Raw genomic sequence first — 17,477 nt, forward strand, 5'->3', positions numbered from 1 at the left:
CTTTCTGCTCTCAGCCAGGATATGTCCCACAATATAAGGTGCTTTTACCGATTTACGGCTGCGGTCAATTGTGGGACATCGCCTATAATTTGCATTATCATACCTGTCATTCTATGCCGTGCCTAACACCACAAACGCTATACCCGTTGGATTTCGAGTTGCAACAAGGCGGCAACGCAGTGACCAATTCGTCTGGAACGAAGATGCAGCTTGAAAGGTGGCGGGATAAAATGGGCAGGATTAATACTAGCGAAGTGAAGATGAGATAAGTTAGGCTGTGACCGTTTGTCACGCGCGACGCTACTGATGATGGAACAATAAATACAACGTATGAAAAAACGTATTCCCACTCTTCTGGCCACCATGATTGCCAGCGCCCTCTATAGCCATCAGGGTCTGGCAGCCGATCTCGCCTCACAGTGTATGCTGGGCGTGCCAAGCTATGACCGTCCTCTGGTACAGGGCGAGACCAATGAATTACCCGTCACCATCACTGCTGACAACGCGAAAGGGAATTACCCGGATGACGCGGTGTTTACCGGCAATGTGGACATCGCACAGGGTAACAGCCGCCTGCAGGCCGACGAAGTGCAGCTTCATCAGAAGCAGGCAGAAGGCCAGCCGGAGCCAGTTCGTACCGTCGATGCGCTGGGCAATGTCCATTATGATGACAATCAGGTTATTCTGAAGGGGCCGAAGGGCTGGTCTAATCTGAATACCAAAGATACCAACATCTGGGAAGGTGATTATCAGATGGTAGGTCGTCAGGGGCGCGGAAAAGCCGATCTGATGAAGCAGCGTGGGGAAAACCGCTATACCATTCTGGAAAACGGTAGCTTCACCTCCTGTCTGCCAGGTTCCAATACCTGGAGCGTCGTCGGTAGCGAAGTCATTCACGACCGTGAAGAACAGGTCGCAGAGATCTGGAACGCCCGTTTTAAACTGGGTCCGGTTCCGGTCTTTTACAGTCCTTATTTACAGTTACCCGTCGGCGATAAGCGTCGCTCTGGTTTCCTGATCCCGAACGCAAAATACTCTACCAATAACTATTTTGAGTTCTATCTCCCGTATTATTGGAACATTGCGCCCAATATGGACGCCACCATCACGCCGCATTATATACATCGTCGTGGCGGTATCATGTGGGAGAACGAATTCCGCTACCTCACCCAGGCGGGCGCAGGTCTGATGGAGTTCGACTATCTGAATTCCGATAAAGTGTACGAGGATGAACACCCGAAGGATGATAATTCCCGCCGCTGGCTGTTCTACTGGCAGCACGCCGGTGTAATGGATCAGGTGTGGCGTTTTAACGTTGACTACACCAAGGTCAGCGACTCCAGCTACTTTAACGATTTTGATAATAAATACGGTTCCAGTACTGACGGCTACGCCACGCAAAAATTCAGCGTCGGCTATGCTGTACAAAACTTTGATGCGACGGTTTCGACCAAGCAGTTCCAGGTCTTTGACGATCAGAACAACAGTAGCTATTCCGCTCAGCCGCAGTTAGACGTCAACTACTACCAGAATGATGTCGGTCCGTTTGATACCCGTATCTATGGTCAGGCAGTCCATTTCGTTAATACCAACGACAACATGCCGGAAGCAACGCGTGTTCACCTCGAACCGACCATCAACCTGCCATTGTCGAATAACTGGGGAAGTATCAATACCGAAGCGAAGCTGCTGGCAACGCACTATCAGCAAACTAACCTGGATTGGTACAACAACAACCCGAGTAACGTTAACAAGCTCGATGATTCCGCCAACCGCGTCATGCCGCAGTTTAAAGTTGACGGCAAGATGATCTTCGAGCGCGACATGAACATGTTAGCGCCGGGCTATACCCAAACGCTGGAGCCCCGTGCTCAGTACCTGTATGTACCGTATCGCGACCAAAGTCATATCTATAACTATGACTCGTCCCTGCTGCAATCTGACTACAGCGGCCTGTTCCGCGATCGCACCTATGGCGGTCTGGACCGCATCGCGTCTGCCAACCAGGTAACGACCGGGGTCACATCTCGCGTTTATGATGACGCGGCCGTTGAACGTTTTAATATTTCTGTGGGTCAAATCTACTATTTCACCGAGTCTCGCACTGGCGATGACAACATTAAATGGGAGAATGACGACAAAACGGGCTCACTGGTATGGGCTGGCGACACCTACTGGCGCATCTCCGATCGCTGGGGTTTACGCAGTGGGATCCAGTACGACACGCGTCTGGACAGCGTTGCAACCAGCAGCAGCAGTATCGAATACCGCCGCGACGAAAACCGTATGCTGCAGCTGAACTACCGTTATGCCAGCTCTGAATATATCCAGGCAACCCTGCCGTCTTACTACTCTACAGCAGAGCAGTATAAAAACGGGATTTCACAGGTGGGCGCGGTAGCAAGCTTCCCGATCGCCGACCGCTGGTCGATTGTCGGGGCTTACTACTTTGATACCAACGTGAACAAAGAAGCGGATTCCATGCTGGGTCTGCAGTACAACTCCTGCTGTTACGCCATTCGCTTCGGCTACGAACGTAAGCTGAACGGCTGGGATGACACTCAGAAACATGCAGTTTATGACAACACGATCGGCTTTAATATCGAACTACGCGGCCTGAGTTCCAACTACGGTCTCGGCACCAACCAAATGTTGCGTTCTAACATTTTGCCGTATCAAAGCTCTTTATGATCTGATTGATTTACAACGTAATCCGCTTTGCGGTTAATTGAAATGGAAAAAGTATGAAGAACTGGAAAACGCTGCTTCTCGGTATCGCCATGATCGCGAATACCAGTTTCGCTGCCCCACAGGTAGTCGATAAAGTCGCAGCCGTCGTCAATAACGGCGTCGTTCTGGAAAGCGACGTCGATGGCTTAATGCAGTCAGTAAAACTTAATGCGGGTCAGGCTGGTCAACAATTACCGGACGACGCCACGCTGCGTCATCAGATCCTGGAACGTTTGATCATGGATCAAATCCTCCTGCAGATGGGTCAGAAGATGGGTGTTAAAATCTCTGACGAGCAACTGGATCAGGCGATTGCCAACATCGCCAAGCAAAACAACATGACGCTGGATCAGATGCGCAGCCGTCTGGCACAGGATGGCTTAAGCTATTCGACCTATCGTAACCAGATCCGCAAAGAGATGACCATCTCTGAAGTGCGTAACAACGAAGTTCGCCGTCGCGTTACTATCCTGCCTCAGGAAGTGGATGCCCTGGCGCAGCAGGTCGGCAACCAAAACGATGCCAGCACCGAGCTGAACCTGAGCCACATTCTGATCCCATTACCGGAAAACCCAACTTCTGACCAGGTTAACGCGGCTGAAAGTCAGGCGCGCTCTGTTGTTGATGAAGCGCGTAACGGTAGCGATTTCGGCAAACTGGCTATCACCTATTCCGCTGACCAGCAGGCGCTGAAAGGCGGCCAGATGGGTTGGGGACGTATTCAGGAGCTGCCGGGCATCTTTGCCCAGGCGCTAAGCACCGCGAAAAAAGGCGATATCATCGGCCCAATTCGTTCTGGTGTCGGCTTCCACATCCTGAAAGTTAACGATATGCGTGGTCAAAGCCAGAGCATCTCCGTGACTGAAGTTCATGCCCGCCATATTCTGCTCAAGCCATCGCCGATCATGACCGATCAACAGGCTCGTCTGAAGTTGGAACAAATCGCAGCTGATATTAAGAGCGGTAAAACAACCTTCGCGGCAGCGGCTAAAGAGTTTTCTCAGGATCCGGGTTCTGCCAACCAGGGCGGCGATCTGGGCTGGGCTGCAGCGGATATTTTCGATCCCGCTTTCCGCGATGCGCTGACCAAACTTCACAAAGGCCAGATGAGTACCCCGGTGCACTCCTCTTTCGGGTGGCATCTGATCGAGCTGCTGGACACGCGTAACGTTGATAAAACTGACGCGGCGCAGAAAGACAGAGCTTATCGTATGCTGATGAACCGCAAATTCTCGGAAGAAGCTGCGACCTGGATGCAGGAACAGCGCGCCAGCGCCTACGTTAAAGTTCTGAGCAACTAATGACTCGTATTCAACGCGTTGTGATCACTCCCGGCGAACCCGCCGGGATTGGCCCGGACCTGGTGGTTCAGCTCGCCCAGCGTGAGTGGCCTGTAGAACTCGTTGTCTGTGCGGATGCCACACTCCTCAGTGACCGGGCAGCAATGCTCGGTTTACCGCTTTCACTCCTCCCATACTCTCCAGATACCCCAGCCAGACCGCAATCAGCAGGTACGTTGACGCTGTTGCCGATTGCTCTGCGGGCGCCTGTTATCGCGGGTCAGTTGGCGGTAGAGAACGGACAATATGTGGTGGATACGCTGGCTCGCGCCTGCGATGGTTGTCTGCAAGGTGAGTTTGCGGCGCTGATTACCGGTCCGGTGCACAAAGGCGTAATCAATGACGCAGGCGTCCCGTTTACCGGACATACCGAGTTTTTTGAAGAGCGCTCACAGGCGAAGAAAGTCGTCATGATGCTGGCGACTGAAACGCTGCGCGTTGCCCTGGCAACCACTCATTTGCCGCTCAGAGCCGTTGCCGACGCCATTACGCCTGCTCTGCTTAAAGAAGTGATCGGTATTTTGCATCATGATTTGCGCACCAAGTTTGGCATTGCCGATCCGCATATTCTGGTGTGCGGTCTTAACCCGCATGCCGGTGAAGGTGGTCATATGGGAACGGAAGAGATAGACACCCTCATTCCGGTCCTTGATGAACTGCGTGCGCAGGGGATGAAATTAAACGGCCCGCTGCCCGCAGATACGCTGTTTCAGCCCAAATATCTCGACCACGCGGATGCCGTGCTGGCAATGTACCACGATCAGGGTCTCCCCGTGCTAAAATACCAGGGATTTGGTCGCGGTGTGAATATCACGCTGGGCCTGCCCTTTATTCGCACATCCGTCGATCACGGCACCGCGCTTGAACTTGCGGGTCGTGGGCAAGCAGATGTCGGCAGTTTTATTACGGCGCTTAATCTCGCCATCAAAATGATTGTTAATACCAATGAATAATCGAGTCCATCAGGGCCACTTAGCCCGTAAACGTTTCGGGCAAAACTTCCTCAACGATCAGTTTGTGATCGAAAGTATTGTCTCTGCTATCAACCCGCAGAAAGGTCAGGCTATGGTCGAAATCGGCCCGGGCCTGGCAGCGTTGACCGAACCTGTAGGCGAACGCCTGGACAAGCTCACGGTCATTGAGCTGGACCGCGATCTCGCCGCCCGCCTGCAAACACACCCGTTTTTAGGGCCGAAGCTGACGATTTATCAGCAAGATGCCATGACCATGAACTTCGGCGAACTCGCACAAACGATGGGTCAGCCGCTGCGCGTATTCGGCAACCTGCCGTATAACATCTCCACGCCGCTCATGTTCCATCTTTTTTCCTATACTGATGCCATCGCCGACATGCATTTCATGTTGCAAAAAGAGGTGGTCAACCGTCTGGTTGCAGGGCCAAACAGTAAAGCGTATGGTCGATTAAGCGTCATGGCGCAGTATTACTGCAATGTGATCCCGGTACTTGAAGTGCCGCCATCCGCATTTACGCCTGCGCCTAAAGTCGATTCCGCCGTGGTGCGTCTGGTCCCTCACGCGACAATGCCGTACCCCGTTAAAGATGTTCGTGTGCTGAGCCGTATTACCACTGAAGCGTTTAATCAGCGTCGCAAAACGGTACGTAATAGTCTCGGCAACCTGTTTAGCGTTGAAGTACTGACAGAGCTGGGCGTTGATCCGGCGATGCGAGCGGAAAATATCTCTGTCGCGCAATACTGCCGGATGGCTAACTATCTGTCAGAAAACGCGCCATCGAAGGAGAGTTAAACATGATCAATTCGCCCCGAGTGTGCATTCAGGTACAAAGCGTCTACATTGAGGCGCAATCCTCACCTGATGATGAACGTTACGTTTTTGCTTATACCGTGACTATCCGCAATTTGGGGCGAGCGCCTGTGCAGCTGTTGGGGCGTTATTGGTTGATCACCAATGGTCATGGCCGTGAAACCGAAGTTCAGGGCGAAGGCGTGGTTGGCGTTCAGCCCCACATCGAACCTGGCGAAGAGTACCAGTACACCAGCGGTGCGGTGATTGAAACACCGCTGGGCACCATGCAGGGTCATTACGAAATGATCGATGAGCAAGGGATCGCCTTTACCATCGACATTCCCGTGTTCCGACTCGCCGTTCCTACACTCATTCATTAAAACAATAGCTATGGCAACATACCTCATTGGCGACGTTCACGGTTGTTACGATGAACTGGTAGCCTTGCTGCACCAGGTTGACTTTAATCCAGAACAAGACACCTTATGGCTCACCGGCGATCTGGTTGCGCGTGGGCCAGGGTCGTTAGACGTTTTGCGCTACATTAAATCGCTGGGCGACAGCGTGCGGTTAGTCCTCGGTAATCACGATTTACACCTGCTGGCCGTGTTTGCTGGCATCAGCCGTAATAAACCGAAAGACCGGCTCACGCCGCTGCTTGAGGCCCCGGATGCTGACACGCTGCTTAACTGGCTACGTCGCCAGCCGCTGTTGCAGGTTGATGAAGAGAAGAAACTGGTCATGGCGCATGCAGGGATTACCCCACAGTGGGATCTGCAGACGGCGAAGGACTGTGCTCGCGACGTTGAAGCCGTGCTGTCGAGCGACTCTTATCCATTCTTTCTTGATGCCATGTACGGCGACATGCCAAATAACTGGACCCCGGAACTGACGGGGCTGGCGCGCCTGCGTTTTATTACCAACGCGTTTACCCGCATGCGTTACTGCTTCCCCAACGGTCAGTTGGACATGTACAGCAAAGAGTCGCCAGAAGATGCGCCTGCCCCGCTGAAGCCGTGGTTTGCCATTCCTGGACCGGTCAGTGAAGCCTATAGCATTGCATTCGGGCACTGGGCATCGCTGGAGGGCAAAGGCACGCCAGAAGGTATTTACGCGTTAGATACGGGGTGTTGCTGGGGCGGGGATCTCACCTGTCTGCGCTGGGAAGACAAACAGTACTTTGTACAGCCATCAAATCGCCATCTGAATCTGGATCCCGGCGAGGCCGTCAACGCCTGATAGCCGTCTGCCGGATGGCGGTGCTTACACCTAATCCGGCAGACGAATGTGCAATCTGTAGGCCTGATTAGCGCAACGCCATCAGGCATCCACATTAACGACGTTCCAAAATCTCGAAGCAGTAGCTGTGGGAGTTTTGCGCGTCAGCATCGTGGAATTCACTGAACACTGATTCCCAGTCATCCGGTTCGTAGTCCGGGAAATGCGTATCCCCTTCAACTTCCGCATCAATGTGTGTCAGATACAGTTTCTGCGCTTTCGGCAGGAACTGCTCATACACACGCCCACCGCCAATAACCATAATTTCAGGTTCATCGCCACAGGCCGCGATCGCTTCCTCAACAGACTTCACCCACTGCACGCGATCGTCGGTGCCAGGCTTGCTGCTGATGACGATATTTTTACGCCCTGGCAACGGTCGCCCGATGGATTCCCACGTGTGGCGTCCCATGACAACCGGCTTGTTTAAGGTATTACGTTTAAACCAGGCGAGATCGGCAGGTAGGTTCCATGGCATGGCATTTTCCATACCGATGACGCGATCTACCGCTAACGCCGCAATCAGACTGATCATTGAATGTTTCCCGGATACAAAAAAATTGTCGCCACTATACGGAAAGCGCAATCTTTCGTCGACTGGCGGAAAGAGGATGAGCATGAAAATTTTCCGTTCTGCTGGCGAACCGACCTATTTAAGGTGGTACGCCAGCATTACAGTAGTTCAAAAACAGCCAATTAGCAGTAAAGTTTGCAGAACATCACATTTTTTACCCTATGCTGACGGTTTCACTTCCGGCTCATCGGCGACGTCGCCCGTATGCTTACCTTCATCCGTGCCTTGCCAGCCATGGCGTTGAATTAATGATAAGTGCTGACGATCTTCCGCAATAATTTCACTCAGCATTTCGCTGGTGCGTTTATATACCGCCGCGCGGGACGTTGCGTCATTTTCCCCTTTCACCATCTCCTCAACCATCAGCGTGTTGAAGCGGCGGAATACATCGGCCCGCTCACGCGCTTCATAGCGTCCAAGCCCAAGACCTTCCAGTGCCAAACGTCCGGTCTTCAGCGCGCCCTCAAAGGTTTCACGTTCCGGCATCTCCACGCCAGCCTGGCGCAGGCGGATGTAATGATCCACATCGCGCGCACGGGCAATAATTTGCAGATGCGGGAAATACTGTTTCACCATTTCGGTCAGTTGCAGGCTGGTTTGCGGATCATCAATGGCGTTAATAATAACTTCAGCTTTAGCCGCCCCGGCAGACTCCAGCAGATCCATCCGCGTCGCATCGCCATAGAAAACCTTCATGCCGAATTTACGCAGCGTTTCGATATGGTCCGGGTCATGATCAAGAACCACCATTTTGACCCCGCTCGACAACAACAGACGACCGGTTATCTGACCAAATCGCCCAAACCCGGCGATGATCACCCGAGGTTGTTCCTCGTCGATTTCATCTGCTTCCCGCTCTTCACCGGTCGCCGATTTTTCCAGACGCGTCAGAATTACCAGTAAAATCGGCGTCGCCGCCATCGACAGCGCCACCGCCAGCGTCAGAGATTTCGCCCAATCAGGATCAAGCACGTTTGCCATTTGCGCCGCGCCAAACACCACAAAGGCAAACTCACTGCCCTGCCCTAATAACACGGCAAACCATCTGCGCTGCTTGTTCGGCACCTGTAAGGGTTTCGCTATCAGCCACAGCATGACAGTTTTGATAACCAGGAAACCGACCAACAGAATGATAATGCGCAAGGGATTATCAATCAGCGTACCAAAGTCGATAGACATCCCGACGCCGATGAAAAACAGTCCCAGCAGCAGCCCTTTAAATGGCTCGATATCGCTTTCCAGCGCGTGACGATACTCAGAGCTTGCCAGCAGCACGCCAGCCAGGAACGCGCCCATCGCCATCGACAGTCCAACCTCTTCCAACAGCAGACCGAAGCCAAAAACGAGGAACAGCGCAACGGCACTGAATACTTCCCGCAGGCCAGAGCGAGCGACAAAACGCAAGGCCGGACGCGTCACATAACGCCCCAGCAACACCACCAGCACCAGGGCGCTCGCCACTTTAAGGGCGGAGAGCGCAAACGCCCCAAGCGTTGTCGATGCGCCGCTCGCCGCAAGTAATGGGATCATCGCCACCAGAGGAATAGCGGCGATATCCTGGAACAACAGCACGGCAAACGCGCTGCGTCCCATTTGCGAAACCATCAGGTTTCGCTCATTCATCGCCTGCATAGCAATAGCCGTGGAGGAAAGCGCCAGCGTCATGCCGATCAGTTCCGCTACCTGCCAGCGCAGGCCGAGGAACATACAGAACAAACCAATCAGACCGCCGCAAACCACCATCTGCAGCGCACCACCACCGAACACCGAGGCCCGCAGTTTCCACAAACGTTGCGGATCCAGCTCCAGACCGATGACAAACAGCATCAGCACCACGCCGATCTCGGCAAAATGCAGGATTGATTCAGCGTCGGTCACCATCCTCAGACCCCATGGTCCAATAATGCACCCTGCGATGAGATACCCCAGCACTGACCCTAGCCCCAGTCGCACGGCAATGGGGACAATCAGCGCCGCCGATCCGAGATAAATCAGCGCCTGTATTAGCGTATGGCTATCCATGATGAACCTCCTGCCACTCCAACAGACGCTGTTTGTAATGACGCGCCTGCGCCTGCAGAGTTTCATCATCACAGATAAACGTACAGTGCATCGCAAACGGCGGCAGCCATTTGAGGCCACAGTAGAGTGCTGTTGCCTGTAAGGGCTGGGAAAGCACATCAAATCCGGGATGGGAGCCAATATCAAAGTGGTTTTCGCCGCCGCCGGTCGTCACTGCCCACAGCAGATGTTTACCGTGGAGCGCAGTCCCGCCGTGGCCATACGCCCAACCGTGCGAAAGGACCTTATCCATCCACAGCTTGAGTAAGGGAGGAGTGCTATACCATTGCATAGGATGCTGCCAGATAATCAAATCAGCGCGCGCCAGCGCATCCTGTTCAGCGGCAATATCGATATTGAAGTCGGGGTAGAGCTGGTAGAGCGAGCGGATCTCCACGCCCTCCAGCATCCTTGCCTGTTCAAGCATCCGCTTATTCGCATGCGAGTGCTGCGGATAGGGATGCGCATAAATGATGAGGATCATGATTAGCCTGTTTCACTGCATTATTGTAATAACAGTGAGTTTAGTCAGTTAATCCGCAGGCTAACAGTCAATATTATTGAGTGGTTGAATGGAGAAAACTGAACTAGTTATCCAGTTCGCTCATATCTTTAACCTGATCGCGGTTAATTTGTTCCGTCTTACCCGTTTGCGCATTTTTGTACGACACCAGGCCTGTATCATCATCGACTTGCGGTTTGCCGTCGGTCACGATTGTTTTGCCATCGGTCGTTTTAACCGCCTGGTTCGAGGAGCAACCGGCTACGGTGAACAGTGCTGCTGCGGTAAAAATAGAGGTGATCAGAATATGTTTTTGCATGGTGTTCTCCCTGCTTTTCAGTCGTTTTCAGTGATATACCCGTTAACTGTAGGCTAACTGACTGAGTTGCAGGGAAAATACAGAACACTCCTAATAACCCGTCCTGGTCACGGGTTTACTGCGGATCGTCATTTGGCTGGTTTGCGCCAGCGTCAGACCTCGCGTTTCCGGGGCGAAAGCAATGGACACGAGCAGGCCGATCAGTGAAATTCCCGCCCCCATCAGCATGACATTACTGATCCCGTATTTGGTGATGAACACCGGCAGCGCCCAAGTTGAAACAATGGTGCCGATACGGCTTAAGGACATAATCACCCCGACGGCAGACGCACGAATATCGGTGGGAAACAGTTCGTTAGGGTATAGCCATTGCAGGTTTCCGGGTCCCCCGGAGAAGAACGCGTATACGGCAAACGCCAGCACCACCAGCCACGCGCCCATATCAGGGATTAACCCTAGCACGGCCAGCGCCAGCGTCATCATAATGAAGCTGCCAATTAACAGCGGTCGTCGGCCCGCGCTATTAAGCCAGAACATGGGAGGAATGCACCCCAACATAAAGCATAAGCTGATTACCACATTTCCTAACGCGGCGCTTTTCCCGGCACCAAGCCCCAGCAGCCCCACAATCTGCGGACCAAAGGTATAAATGGCAAACATCGGGATCACCTGACAAGTCCAGATAGCGGCGACAAACAGTACAAACGGGAAATGACGGCGATTAAATAGCTGAAGAAAGCGCGTCTCCTGCGGCGCTTCTTCGTCGAACACCACCGGTTCGCCGAACAGTTTGATCATCATCTCCTCACACTCTTTCACCCGACCTTTACGCAGCAGCCAGCGCGGCGATTCAGGAAGATCGAAACGCCCAATCAGGATCAAAATGCAGGGGATCACCGCGCTGCCCAACATCCAACGCCATCCGCCCTCAACATCATACAACCAGTAGCCGACCAGATCGGCACAGGTGGCGCCGACATACCACATAGCGGCGATAAAACCGATGGAGAAAGCGCGTTGGCGGGTATTGGAAAACTCGGTGATCATCGAGGTGGCGATCGGGTAGTCGGCACCAATCACAATACCGATCAGCACGCGCATTACCAACAGCTCAACGGGCGAGGAGACAAACATGGTTGCCGCCGATATCACGCCAATGGCGATAATATCGATAATGAACATTTTGCGCCGCCCGACCTTGTCGGAAATGTAGCCAAACAGCGACGTCCCCACAAACAGCCCCGCGAGCGTACCGGCGCCCAGCAGACCAATCCACTGCGCATCCAGTTTCAATGCTGGCGTGAGCTGTTCCAATGCCACGCCAATCATCACCAGCACATAACCATCCAGAAACGGCCCACCGCTTCCCCACAGCATTATCCGGCGGTGAATAGAGGTGAATTTGATGTCATCAAAGTTCCTGGGCTGCTGCATGGTTATGTCCTGTTTTATTTTAACTTAATGCCTGATGACGTTACGCTTATCAGGCCTACGCATTGTTCCTGTAGGCCGGATAAGGCGAAGCCGCCATCCGGCACCAGGTTTAGCCGTAGCGGAACTCCACGCCAAACGTCCCACGCGGGTATTCCCATTTTTCCAGCGCTGTATCCAGTCCGAGAATGCGGCACGTTCCGCATTCCAGGCATCCGGCATAATCAAAACGTACGCTACCGTCATCCTGCTTTTTATACAGTCCAGCCGGACAGGCCTTAATCAGCACCTCCAGCGCCTGTTTATCAGGATCGGTTTTGAGAATGATATGCGGACTGTCTTCATCCACATTGAACTTATTGACGCCCAGTTTGACGTCCACGTTGACGGGAGATGTCATAATACGGTCACTCCTTTCAGGCCATCTTTCATCAGGTTGATGAAGCCCACTTTCTTCGCATGGCGTAGGATTTTTTTACGCATTGGCACCGGTGCCGAACCATCCACGGTGAACAGGTCGCGCGCAATACTGACCGCCATTTCCGGATAAGCGGTAAACATGCGTGGGTTATCAAGAAAAGCGGGTAGCTTTTGATACATGCGCATATCGCGCATCGGGCCTTCGTCCAGATGCTGACGGTATTCCTCCAGCGACTGCTTGCTAAAATCGTCGCGCTTCATTGCGGAAAGCACCGTTTTCGCCGCCGCTTCACCTGCGGATATGGCGAGATCCATACCGCGAATGGTAAAGCCGAGGTTCATACACATTCCAGCAGCGTCACCAGCAATCAATACGCCGTCCCCCACCAGTTCTGGCTGCATGTTGATACCGGCTTCCGGTACGACGTGCGCGGCATATTCCACCAGCTTGCCACCGGCGATCAGCGGGGCAACCGCCGGATGCTGTTTGAAATCTTCCAGCATTTGCGGAACCGATTTTTTCGCATCTTTCAGATGATGAAGGCCGCAGACCAGTCCCAGAGAAAGGGTCGTTTCATTCGTATAGAGAAAGCCACCGCCCATCAACCCATCGGTGGGCGATCCGGCAAACAGACAGGCAGCCCCTTCGTTCCCTTGTAACTGGAAACGATCTTCAATTACCGATTTCGGCAACTCGATCAGCTCTTTTACGCCGACGGCAACATGCGATGCCTCGACGCGCTTTGCCATACCCAACTTTTCAGCCAACAGAGAATTCACTCCGTCGGCAAGGATCACCACTTTGGCTTCCAGAATATCGCCATCGGCTTCCACGCCCACGACTTTGCCCTCGCGCTGCACAACGTTATCCACGCGGATACCGGTGATGAGCTGAGCGCCCGCCTCTTCGGCCTGTTCCATCAGCCAGGCGTCAAATTTACTGCGTAAGACAGAGTAAGAAACCTGCGACGATTTGGCGTCTTCGCCGTTGCAATAGTCGATGGTCATCGCCCCTTTGTCGGTCATAAAGGCGAGTTTTTCGTGGGTGATGATGCGTTCAATGGGGGCCTGCTCAGCAAAACCGGGAATGATATTCTCCAGGCTATGCGCATACATGCGCCCACCGGTGACATTCTTCGCGCCAGCAGAATTGCCGCGCTCGATAACCAGCACCTGTGCGCCCTCCCGAGCCAGCACCAGCGCCGCAACCGAACCCGCCAGACCTGCACCCACGATGATGGCATCAAAGATATCTTCGGACATACGTACTCCTGTCAGCGGCAGGACACCTTCGCATCCTGCCCGAAATGGTTTAACGCGCTAAAGCAGCCGTCAGCGCAGGCAGGATCTTCAGCGCATCGCCAACGATGCCAAAATCCGCATACTGGAAGATCGGCGCATTTTTATCTTTGTTGATGGCGAAAATCGTCTGCGCGCCGTTGGCGCCGACCATATGTTGGATCTGCCCGGAGATCCCCACGGCCAGATACAGTTCCGGCTTGAGCATCAGGTTGGAGATGCCGACGTAGCGTTCGTGTTCCATCCACTTCTCGTTTTCCGCCACCGGACGGGAGCACGCCAGCTCGGCACCAATCGTCTGGCACAGCGCCTCCGCCAGCGAGATATTTTCTTTGCTGCCGATCCCGCGTCCCACGCTAACCACCAGACGGGCTTTGTCGAGATCGACGCTATTGCTCTGACGTGCCTGAGTTGCCGTACGAGTAACGGCTACAGCCGGAGCCTGCCATGACACAGTGTGCACCTCGCCGCTGCGGGCGGTATCCGGTTGCTGCGCGTCAAACGTTCCACTGCTGAGCGTTATCACGGCGAACGGCGAAGCGATTGTTTCTGCCCCCATCGCCAGGCCGCCGTAGACCATATGTTTTACCGCCGCTTTTCCATCCTGTACGGCGACTGCACTGGCGTCGTTGGAGACCGCTGCCGACAAGCGAAAACCCAGTTTTGCCGCTAACAGCTTGCCGCGACGCGTATTCGGCAGCAGCACCGCCCCGCCCTCGCTGTGCTGACGAATAGTTTCGGCCATCACATCAGCGTAGTCTTCGACCATACGGTCATCTGGTTTACCGCTGAGTAACCAGACATCATCTGCGCCTAAATGGCATGCCGTCGCGCAGTCCGCTTCACTCAGCACAAACGTGTTAACTTTTTCACCTAAAGCCTGCGCACCATTCATCAGTTCCGGCAGACGAGAAGGGGTATCGCTGAATACCCAGATACTGGAAAATTTGTTCATAACATCCCCTGATAATTAAATGATTTTGCGAAGATTCTCGACAAACGCGGCAATCTGTTCTTCACCGTCACCTTCAATTACAACGCGCTGACGCTCGCGCTGCTTCGGTGCAGCAACGTGTTGTTCGGAATATACCTGCGCGCTGCTCAGGCCAATGTCTGCCGGCGACCAGACCTGAACCGGTTTTTTCGCCGCGCCAAGAATGGCTTTCATGGAAGGGATTTGTGGGGTGTTGATGTCTGTTGAGACCGCGATCACCGCCGGAAGCGGAATGCTCAGAGTTTCGACTTCATCTTCCAGTTCACGCTCTACCGTCAGAGTGCTGTCGGTAAGAGAGAGGATTTTACTCACGCCGTTAATCGCCGGAATGTTCAGCGCTTCGCCCACCAGCAGACCAACCTGCTGAGCATAAAGATCGGAAGAACCGTCACCGCAAATAAGCAGATCGAAACCTGCTTTTTGCGCGGCGGCTGCCAGCGCGCTGGCAGTTTGTTGCGGCAGCGCCTGCTCAAATTGATCGTCAATAACAACAATCAGTTCATCTGGGCCACGGGAAAGCACATCTTTTCGCCCTTTTGCATTGGTCAGCGCTTTGCCGCCGACGCTCATGGCCACAACCTGGGCCTCTCCTGACTGTTGTTTCAACTGACAAGCCGCTTCGATCGCATTCAGATCATACTGGCTTATTTTGCCATCCGCTTTGCTGAAATCGAGTGAGCCATCAGCATTATTAATCGCAATATCCTGTTCATCAGGTACGCATTTGTAGCAAGTAATTATCTTCATTGCATCTCCAGAAATCATGAAGGAAACGTATTTATATCGGCAGTGTTAAATACAGATATCACGCTCTTTAATTCGGAAATAAAACCTTAATCACCAATATTGAAAATGTCACACATTGAAATTCGTAACTTTCAATAGTGTTATGCACCTCACCAATATTGAAAGAATCACGTCAAATATGAAAATTTTCAATATTGTCTGCGGGTTCAACAATATTGAACGCCAGTCACTTAAAAAAGTTAAAAAACCACAACCAACCAATTGATTAAAAACAAAAAACATCAAATTTTTAAGCGAATTACTCAGCATAAAAAAGTGTGACAGAGATAACAGAACCACCCGATATGAATACTCATTATGGGTTACTCACTGAGGCGCTCCCAGAGGTTAAAAGTTATCAACAAATCATTAATAATAAATAAACAAAAGATCATGCACGGGCACGCTAAATAAGTTTCGTTTTCACACTGGAATTCACTTATGAAAAATGAAAAGAGAAAGTCGGGAATTGAACCGAAGGTTTTTTTTCCGCCATTAATAATAGTTGGGATACTTTGTTGGCTAACTGTAAGAGATCTCGATGCCGCTAACGTCGTTATTAATGCGGTATTCAGTTATGTCACCAATGTCTGGGGCTGGGCATTTGAATGGTATATGGTCGTCATGCTCTTCGGCTGGTTCTGGTTGGTCTTTGGCCCGTATGCCAAAAAGAAATTAGGCGACGAAAAACCAGAGTTTAGTACCACCAGCTGGATTTTTATGATGTTCGCTTCCTGTACATCCGCCGCGGTGCTGTTCTGGGGTTCCATCGAGATCTACTACTACATTTCCACCCCGCCGTTTGCTCTCGCGCCTAACTCCACGGGCGCGAAAGAGCTGGGCCTGGCGTACAGCCTGTTCCACTGGGGACCGTTGCCGTGGGCAACCTACAGTTTCCTTTCTGTGGCTTTCGCCTACTTCTTCTTTGTGCGCAAGATGGACGTCATCCGTCCCAGCTCCACGCTGGTACCGTTAGTGGGCGAGAAGCATGCGAAAGGGCTGTTCGGCACCATCGTCGATAACTTCTATCTGGTGGCGCTGATCTTTGCGATGGGTACCAGCCTCGGTCTGGCCACTCCGCTGGTAACCGAGTGCATGCAGTATCTGTTCGGTATTCCGCATACGCTGCAACTCGACGCAATCATCATTACCTGCTGGATCATATTGAACGCCATTTGCGTGGCCTGCGGCCTGCAAAAAGGGGTCAAGATCGCCAGCGACGTGCGTAGCTATCTGAGCTTCCTGATGCTGGGCTGGGTGTTTATCGTCAGCGGCGCCAGCTTCATCATGAACTACTTCACCGACTCCGTCGGCATGCTGTTGATGTATCTGCCGCGGATGCTGTTCTATACCGATGCCATCGGTAAAGGCGGCTTCCCACAGGGCTGGACCGTCTTCTACTGGGCGTGGTGGGTCATTTACGCCATCCAGATGAGTATCTTCCTGGCCCGTATTTCGCGTGGTCGTACCGTCCGTGAACTGTGCTTCGGGATGGTGCTGGGCCTGACCGCGTCGACCTGGATCCTGTGGACAGTCCTTGGCAGCAACACGCTGCTGCTGATGGATAAAAACGTTCTCAATATCCCGCAGCTGATTGAACAACACGGCGTGGCGCGCGCCATTATCGAAACCTGGGCTGCTCTACCGCTCAGCACCGCCACCATGTGGGGATTCTTCATCCTCTGCTTTATTGCCACCGTGACGCTGATTAACGCCTGCTCTTACACCCTGGCGATGTCCACCTGTCGTGAAGTCCGCGATGGTGAAGAACCGCCGCTGTTAGTGCGTATCGGCTGGTCCGTTCTGGTCGGCATCATCGGTATCGTTCTGCTGGCGCTGGGTGGGCTGAAGCCGATTCAGACCGCGATTATCGCCGGAGGATGTCCGCTGTTCTTCGTCAACATCATGGTGACGCTGTCCTTTATTAAAGACGCCAAAGTGCACTGGAAAGACAAGTAATTCTTATTAACCCAATT

Annotated in this window: 16 protein-coding genes; 7 read left to right on the forward strand and 9 right to left on the reverse strand. The window is 52.9% G+C overall.

The features are described from left to right. Positions 1-330 precede the first annotated feature (330 nt). The 6 genes from lptD to apaH are packed head-to-tail and all read left to right on the forward strand — an operon-like array spanning position 331 to position 7,076. Positions 331-2,691 carry an LPS assembly protein LptD gene (gene lptD, locus HVZ39_RS20930; RefSeq protein WP_049042515.1) on the forward strand — a complete coding sequence of 787 codons (2,361 nt, stop codon included), beginning with the start codon at positions 331-333 and terminating at the stop codon, positions 2,689-2,691. A 53-nt stretch (positions 2,692-2,744) separates the two neighbouring features. Beyond that, complete coding sequence (gene surA / locus HVZ39_RS20935) at positions 2,745-4,031, forward strand: peptidylprolyl isomerase SurA (protein WP_016151665.1); 1,287 nt, start codon at positions 2,745-2,747, stop codon at positions 4,029-4,031. Beyond that, a complete protein-coding gene (pdxA, locus tag HVZ39_RS20940) occupies positions 4,031-5,023 on the forward strand; it encodes a 4-hydroxythreonine-4-phosphate dehydrogenase PdxA (protein WP_181632919.1) in 993 nt (330 codons plus the stop codon). The genes surA and pdxA overlap by 1 nt, the downstream gene beginning before the upstream one ends. Next, on the forward strand, positions 5,016-5,837 hold the full coding sequence (rsmA, locus tag HVZ39_RS20945) for a 16S rRNA (adenine(1518)-N(6)/adenine(1519)-N(6))-dimethyltransferase RsmA (RefSeq protein ID WP_003018865.1): 822 nt from the start codon (positions 5,016-5,018) through the stop codon (positions 5,835-5,837). Before pdxA ends, rsmA begins: the two co-directional genes overlap by 8 nt. Before the next feature lie 2 nt (positions 5,838-5,839). Beyond that, positions 5,840-6,217: a Co2+/Mg2+ efflux protein ApaG gene (gene apaG, locus HVZ39_RS20950; protein WP_003018867.1), complete on the forward strand. Its 378-nt coding sequence runs from the start codon at positions 5,840-5,842 to the stop codon at positions 6,215-6,217. 10 nt (positions 6,218-6,227) lie between these two features. Further along, entirely contained in the window at positions 6,228-7,076 is an 849-nt protein-coding gene (gene apaH, locus HVZ39_RS20955; protein ID WP_181626528.1) for a bis(5'-nucleosyl)-tetraphosphatase (symmetrical) ApaH, read from the forward strand. Between the two features lie 94 nt (positions 7,077-7,170). Here apaH and folA read toward each other — a convergent pair whose 3' ends face one another. The 9 genes from folA to HVZ39_RS21000 all read right to left on the reverse strand — a co-directional run bounded on the left by folA (position 7,171) and on the right by HVZ39_RS21000 (position 15,462). Further along, the gene (gene folA / locus HVZ39_RS20960) at positions 7,171-7,650 is read right to left on the reverse strand and encodes a type 3 dihydrofolate reductase (RefSeq protein ID WP_016151662.1); all 480 of its coding nucleotides are present in this window, start codon (positions 7,648-7,650) and stop codon (positions 7,171-7,173) included. 198 nt (positions 7,651-7,848) lie between these two features. Further along, positions 7,849-9,711, reverse strand: a complete 1,863-nt coding sequence (gene kefC / locus HVZ39_RS20965; RefSeq protein WP_181632920.1) for a glutathione-regulated potassium-efflux system protein KefC — start codon at positions 9,709-9,711, stop codon at positions 7,849-7,851. Further along, on the reverse strand, positions 9,704-10,234 hold the full coding sequence (kefF, locus tag HVZ39_RS20970; RefSeq protein ID WP_016151660.1) for a glutathione-regulated potassium-efflux system oxidoreductase KefF: 531 nt from the start codon (positions 10,232-10,234) through the stop codon (positions 9,704-9,706). Before kefF ends, kefC begins: the two co-directional genes overlap by 8 nt. Before the next feature lie 103 nt (positions 10,235-10,337). Beyond that, positions 10,338-10,571 carry a YgdI/YgdR family lipoprotein gene (locus HVZ39_RS20975; RefSeq protein ID WP_003018880.1) on the reverse strand — a complete coding sequence of 78 codons (234 nt, stop codon included), beginning with the start codon at positions 10,569-10,571 and terminating at the stop codon, positions 10,338-10,340. Positions 10,572-10,661: 90 nt separating this feature from the next. Then, on the reverse strand, positions 10,662-12,005 hold the full coding sequence (locus HVZ39_RS20980; RefSeq protein ID WP_016151659.1) for an MFS transporter: 1,344 nt from the start codon (positions 12,003-12,005) through the stop codon (positions 10,662-10,664). A 109-nt stretch (positions 12,006-12,114) separates the two neighbouring features. Beyond that, a complete protein-coding gene (fixX, locus tag HVZ39_RS20985) occupies positions 12,115-12,402 on the reverse strand; it encodes a ferredoxin-like protein FixX (RefSeq protein ID WP_000203736.1) in 288 nt (95 codons plus the stop codon). Beyond that, the gene (locus HVZ39_RS20990) at positions 12,399-13,685 is read right to left on the reverse strand and encodes an FAD-dependent oxidoreductase (RefSeq protein ID WP_016151658.1); all 1,287 of its coding nucleotides are present in this window, start codon (positions 13,683-13,685) and stop codon (positions 12,399-12,401) included. The genes fixX and HVZ39_RS20990 overlap by 4 nt, the downstream gene beginning before the upstream one ends. A 49-nt stretch (positions 13,686-13,734) precedes the next feature. Further along, entirely contained in the window at positions 13,735-14,676 is a 942-nt protein-coding gene (locus tag HVZ39_RS20995) for an electron transfer flavoprotein subunit alpha/FixB family protein (protein WP_181632921.1), read from the reverse strand. 15 nt (positions 14,677-14,691) lie between these two features. Then, positions 14,692-15,462: an electron transfer flavoprotein FixA gene (locus tag HVZ39_RS21000; RefSeq protein WP_103766841.1), complete on the reverse strand. Its 771-nt coding sequence runs from the start codon at positions 15,460-15,462 to the stop codon at positions 14,692-14,694. Positions 15,463-15,942: 480 nt separating this feature from the next. On the opposite strand from HVZ39_RS21000, the gene caiT reads away from it, so the two are divergent. Further along, positions 15,943-17,460 carry an L-carnitine/gamma-butyrobetaine antiporter gene (gene caiT / locus HVZ39_RS21005; protein ID WP_016151655.1) on the forward strand — a complete coding sequence of 506 codons (1,518 nt, stop codon included), beginning with the start codon at positions 15,943-15,945 and terminating at the stop codon, positions 17,458-17,460. Positions 17,461-17,477: the final 17 nt, after the last annotated feature.

Source organism: Citrobacter sp. RHB35-C21 (assembly GCF_013816515.1).
Taxonomy (GTDB): Bacteria; Pseudomonadota; Gammaproteobacteria; order Enterobacterales; family Enterobacteriaceae; genus Citrobacter; species Citrobacter braakii.

Coding starts and splice junctions, on each gene's coding strand:
- lptD (WP_049042515.1), top strand. CDS start 331: ATGAAAAAACGTATTCCCACTCTTCTGGCCACCATGATTGCCAGCGCC.
- surA (WP_016151665.1), top strand. CDS start 2,745: ATGAAGAACTGGAAAACGCTGCTTCTCGGTATCGCCATGATCGCGAAT.
- pdxA (WP_181632919.1), top strand. CDS start 4,031: ATGACTCGTATTCAACGCGTTGTGATCACTCCCGGCGAACCCGCCGGG.
- rsmA (WP_003018865.1), top strand. CDS start 5,016: ATGAATAATCGAGTCCATCAGGGCCACTTAGCCCGTAAACGTTTCGGG.
- apaG (WP_003018867.1), top strand. CDS start 5,840: ATGATCAATTCGCCCCGAGTGTGCATTCAGGTACAAAGCGTCTACATT.
- apaH (WP_181626528.1), top strand. CDS start 6,228: ATGGCAACATACCTCATTGGCGACGTTCACGGTTGTTACGATGAACTG.
- folA (WP_016151662.1), bottom strand. CDS start 7,650: ATGATCAGTCTGATTGCGGCGTTAGCGGTAGATCGCGTCATCGGTATG.
- kefC (WP_181632920.1), bottom strand. CDS start 9,711: ATGGATAGCCATACGCTAATACAGGCGCTGATTTATCTCGGATCGGCG.
- kefF (WP_016151660.1), bottom strand. CDS start 10,234: ATGATCCTCATCATTTATGCGCATCCCTATCCGCAGCACTCGCATGCG.
- HVZ39_RS20975 (WP_003018880.1), bottom strand. CDS start 10,571: ATGCAAAAACATATTCTGATCACCTCTATTTTTACCGCAGCAGCACTG.
- HVZ39_RS20980 (WP_016151659.1), bottom strand. CDS start 12,005: ATGCAGCAGCCCAGGAACTTTGATGACATCAAATTCACCTCTATTCAC.
- fixX (WP_000203736.1), bottom strand. CDS start 12,402: ATGACATCTCCCGTCAACGTGGACGTCAAACTGGGCGTCAATAAGTTC.
- HVZ39_RS20990 (WP_016151658.1), bottom strand. CDS start 13,685: ATGTCCGAAGATATCTTTGATGCCATCATCGTGGGTGCAGGTCTGGCG.
- HVZ39_RS20995 (WP_181632921.1), bottom strand. CDS start 14,676: ATGAACAAATTTTCCAGTATCTGGGTATTCAGCGATACCCCTTCTCGT.
- HVZ39_RS21000 (WP_103766841.1), bottom strand. CDS start 15,462: ATGAAGATAATTACTTGCTACAAATGCGTACCTGATGAACAGGATATT.
- caiT (WP_016151655.1), top strand. CDS start 15,943: ATGAAAAATGAAAAGAGAAAGTCGGGAATTGAACCGAAGGTTTTTTTT.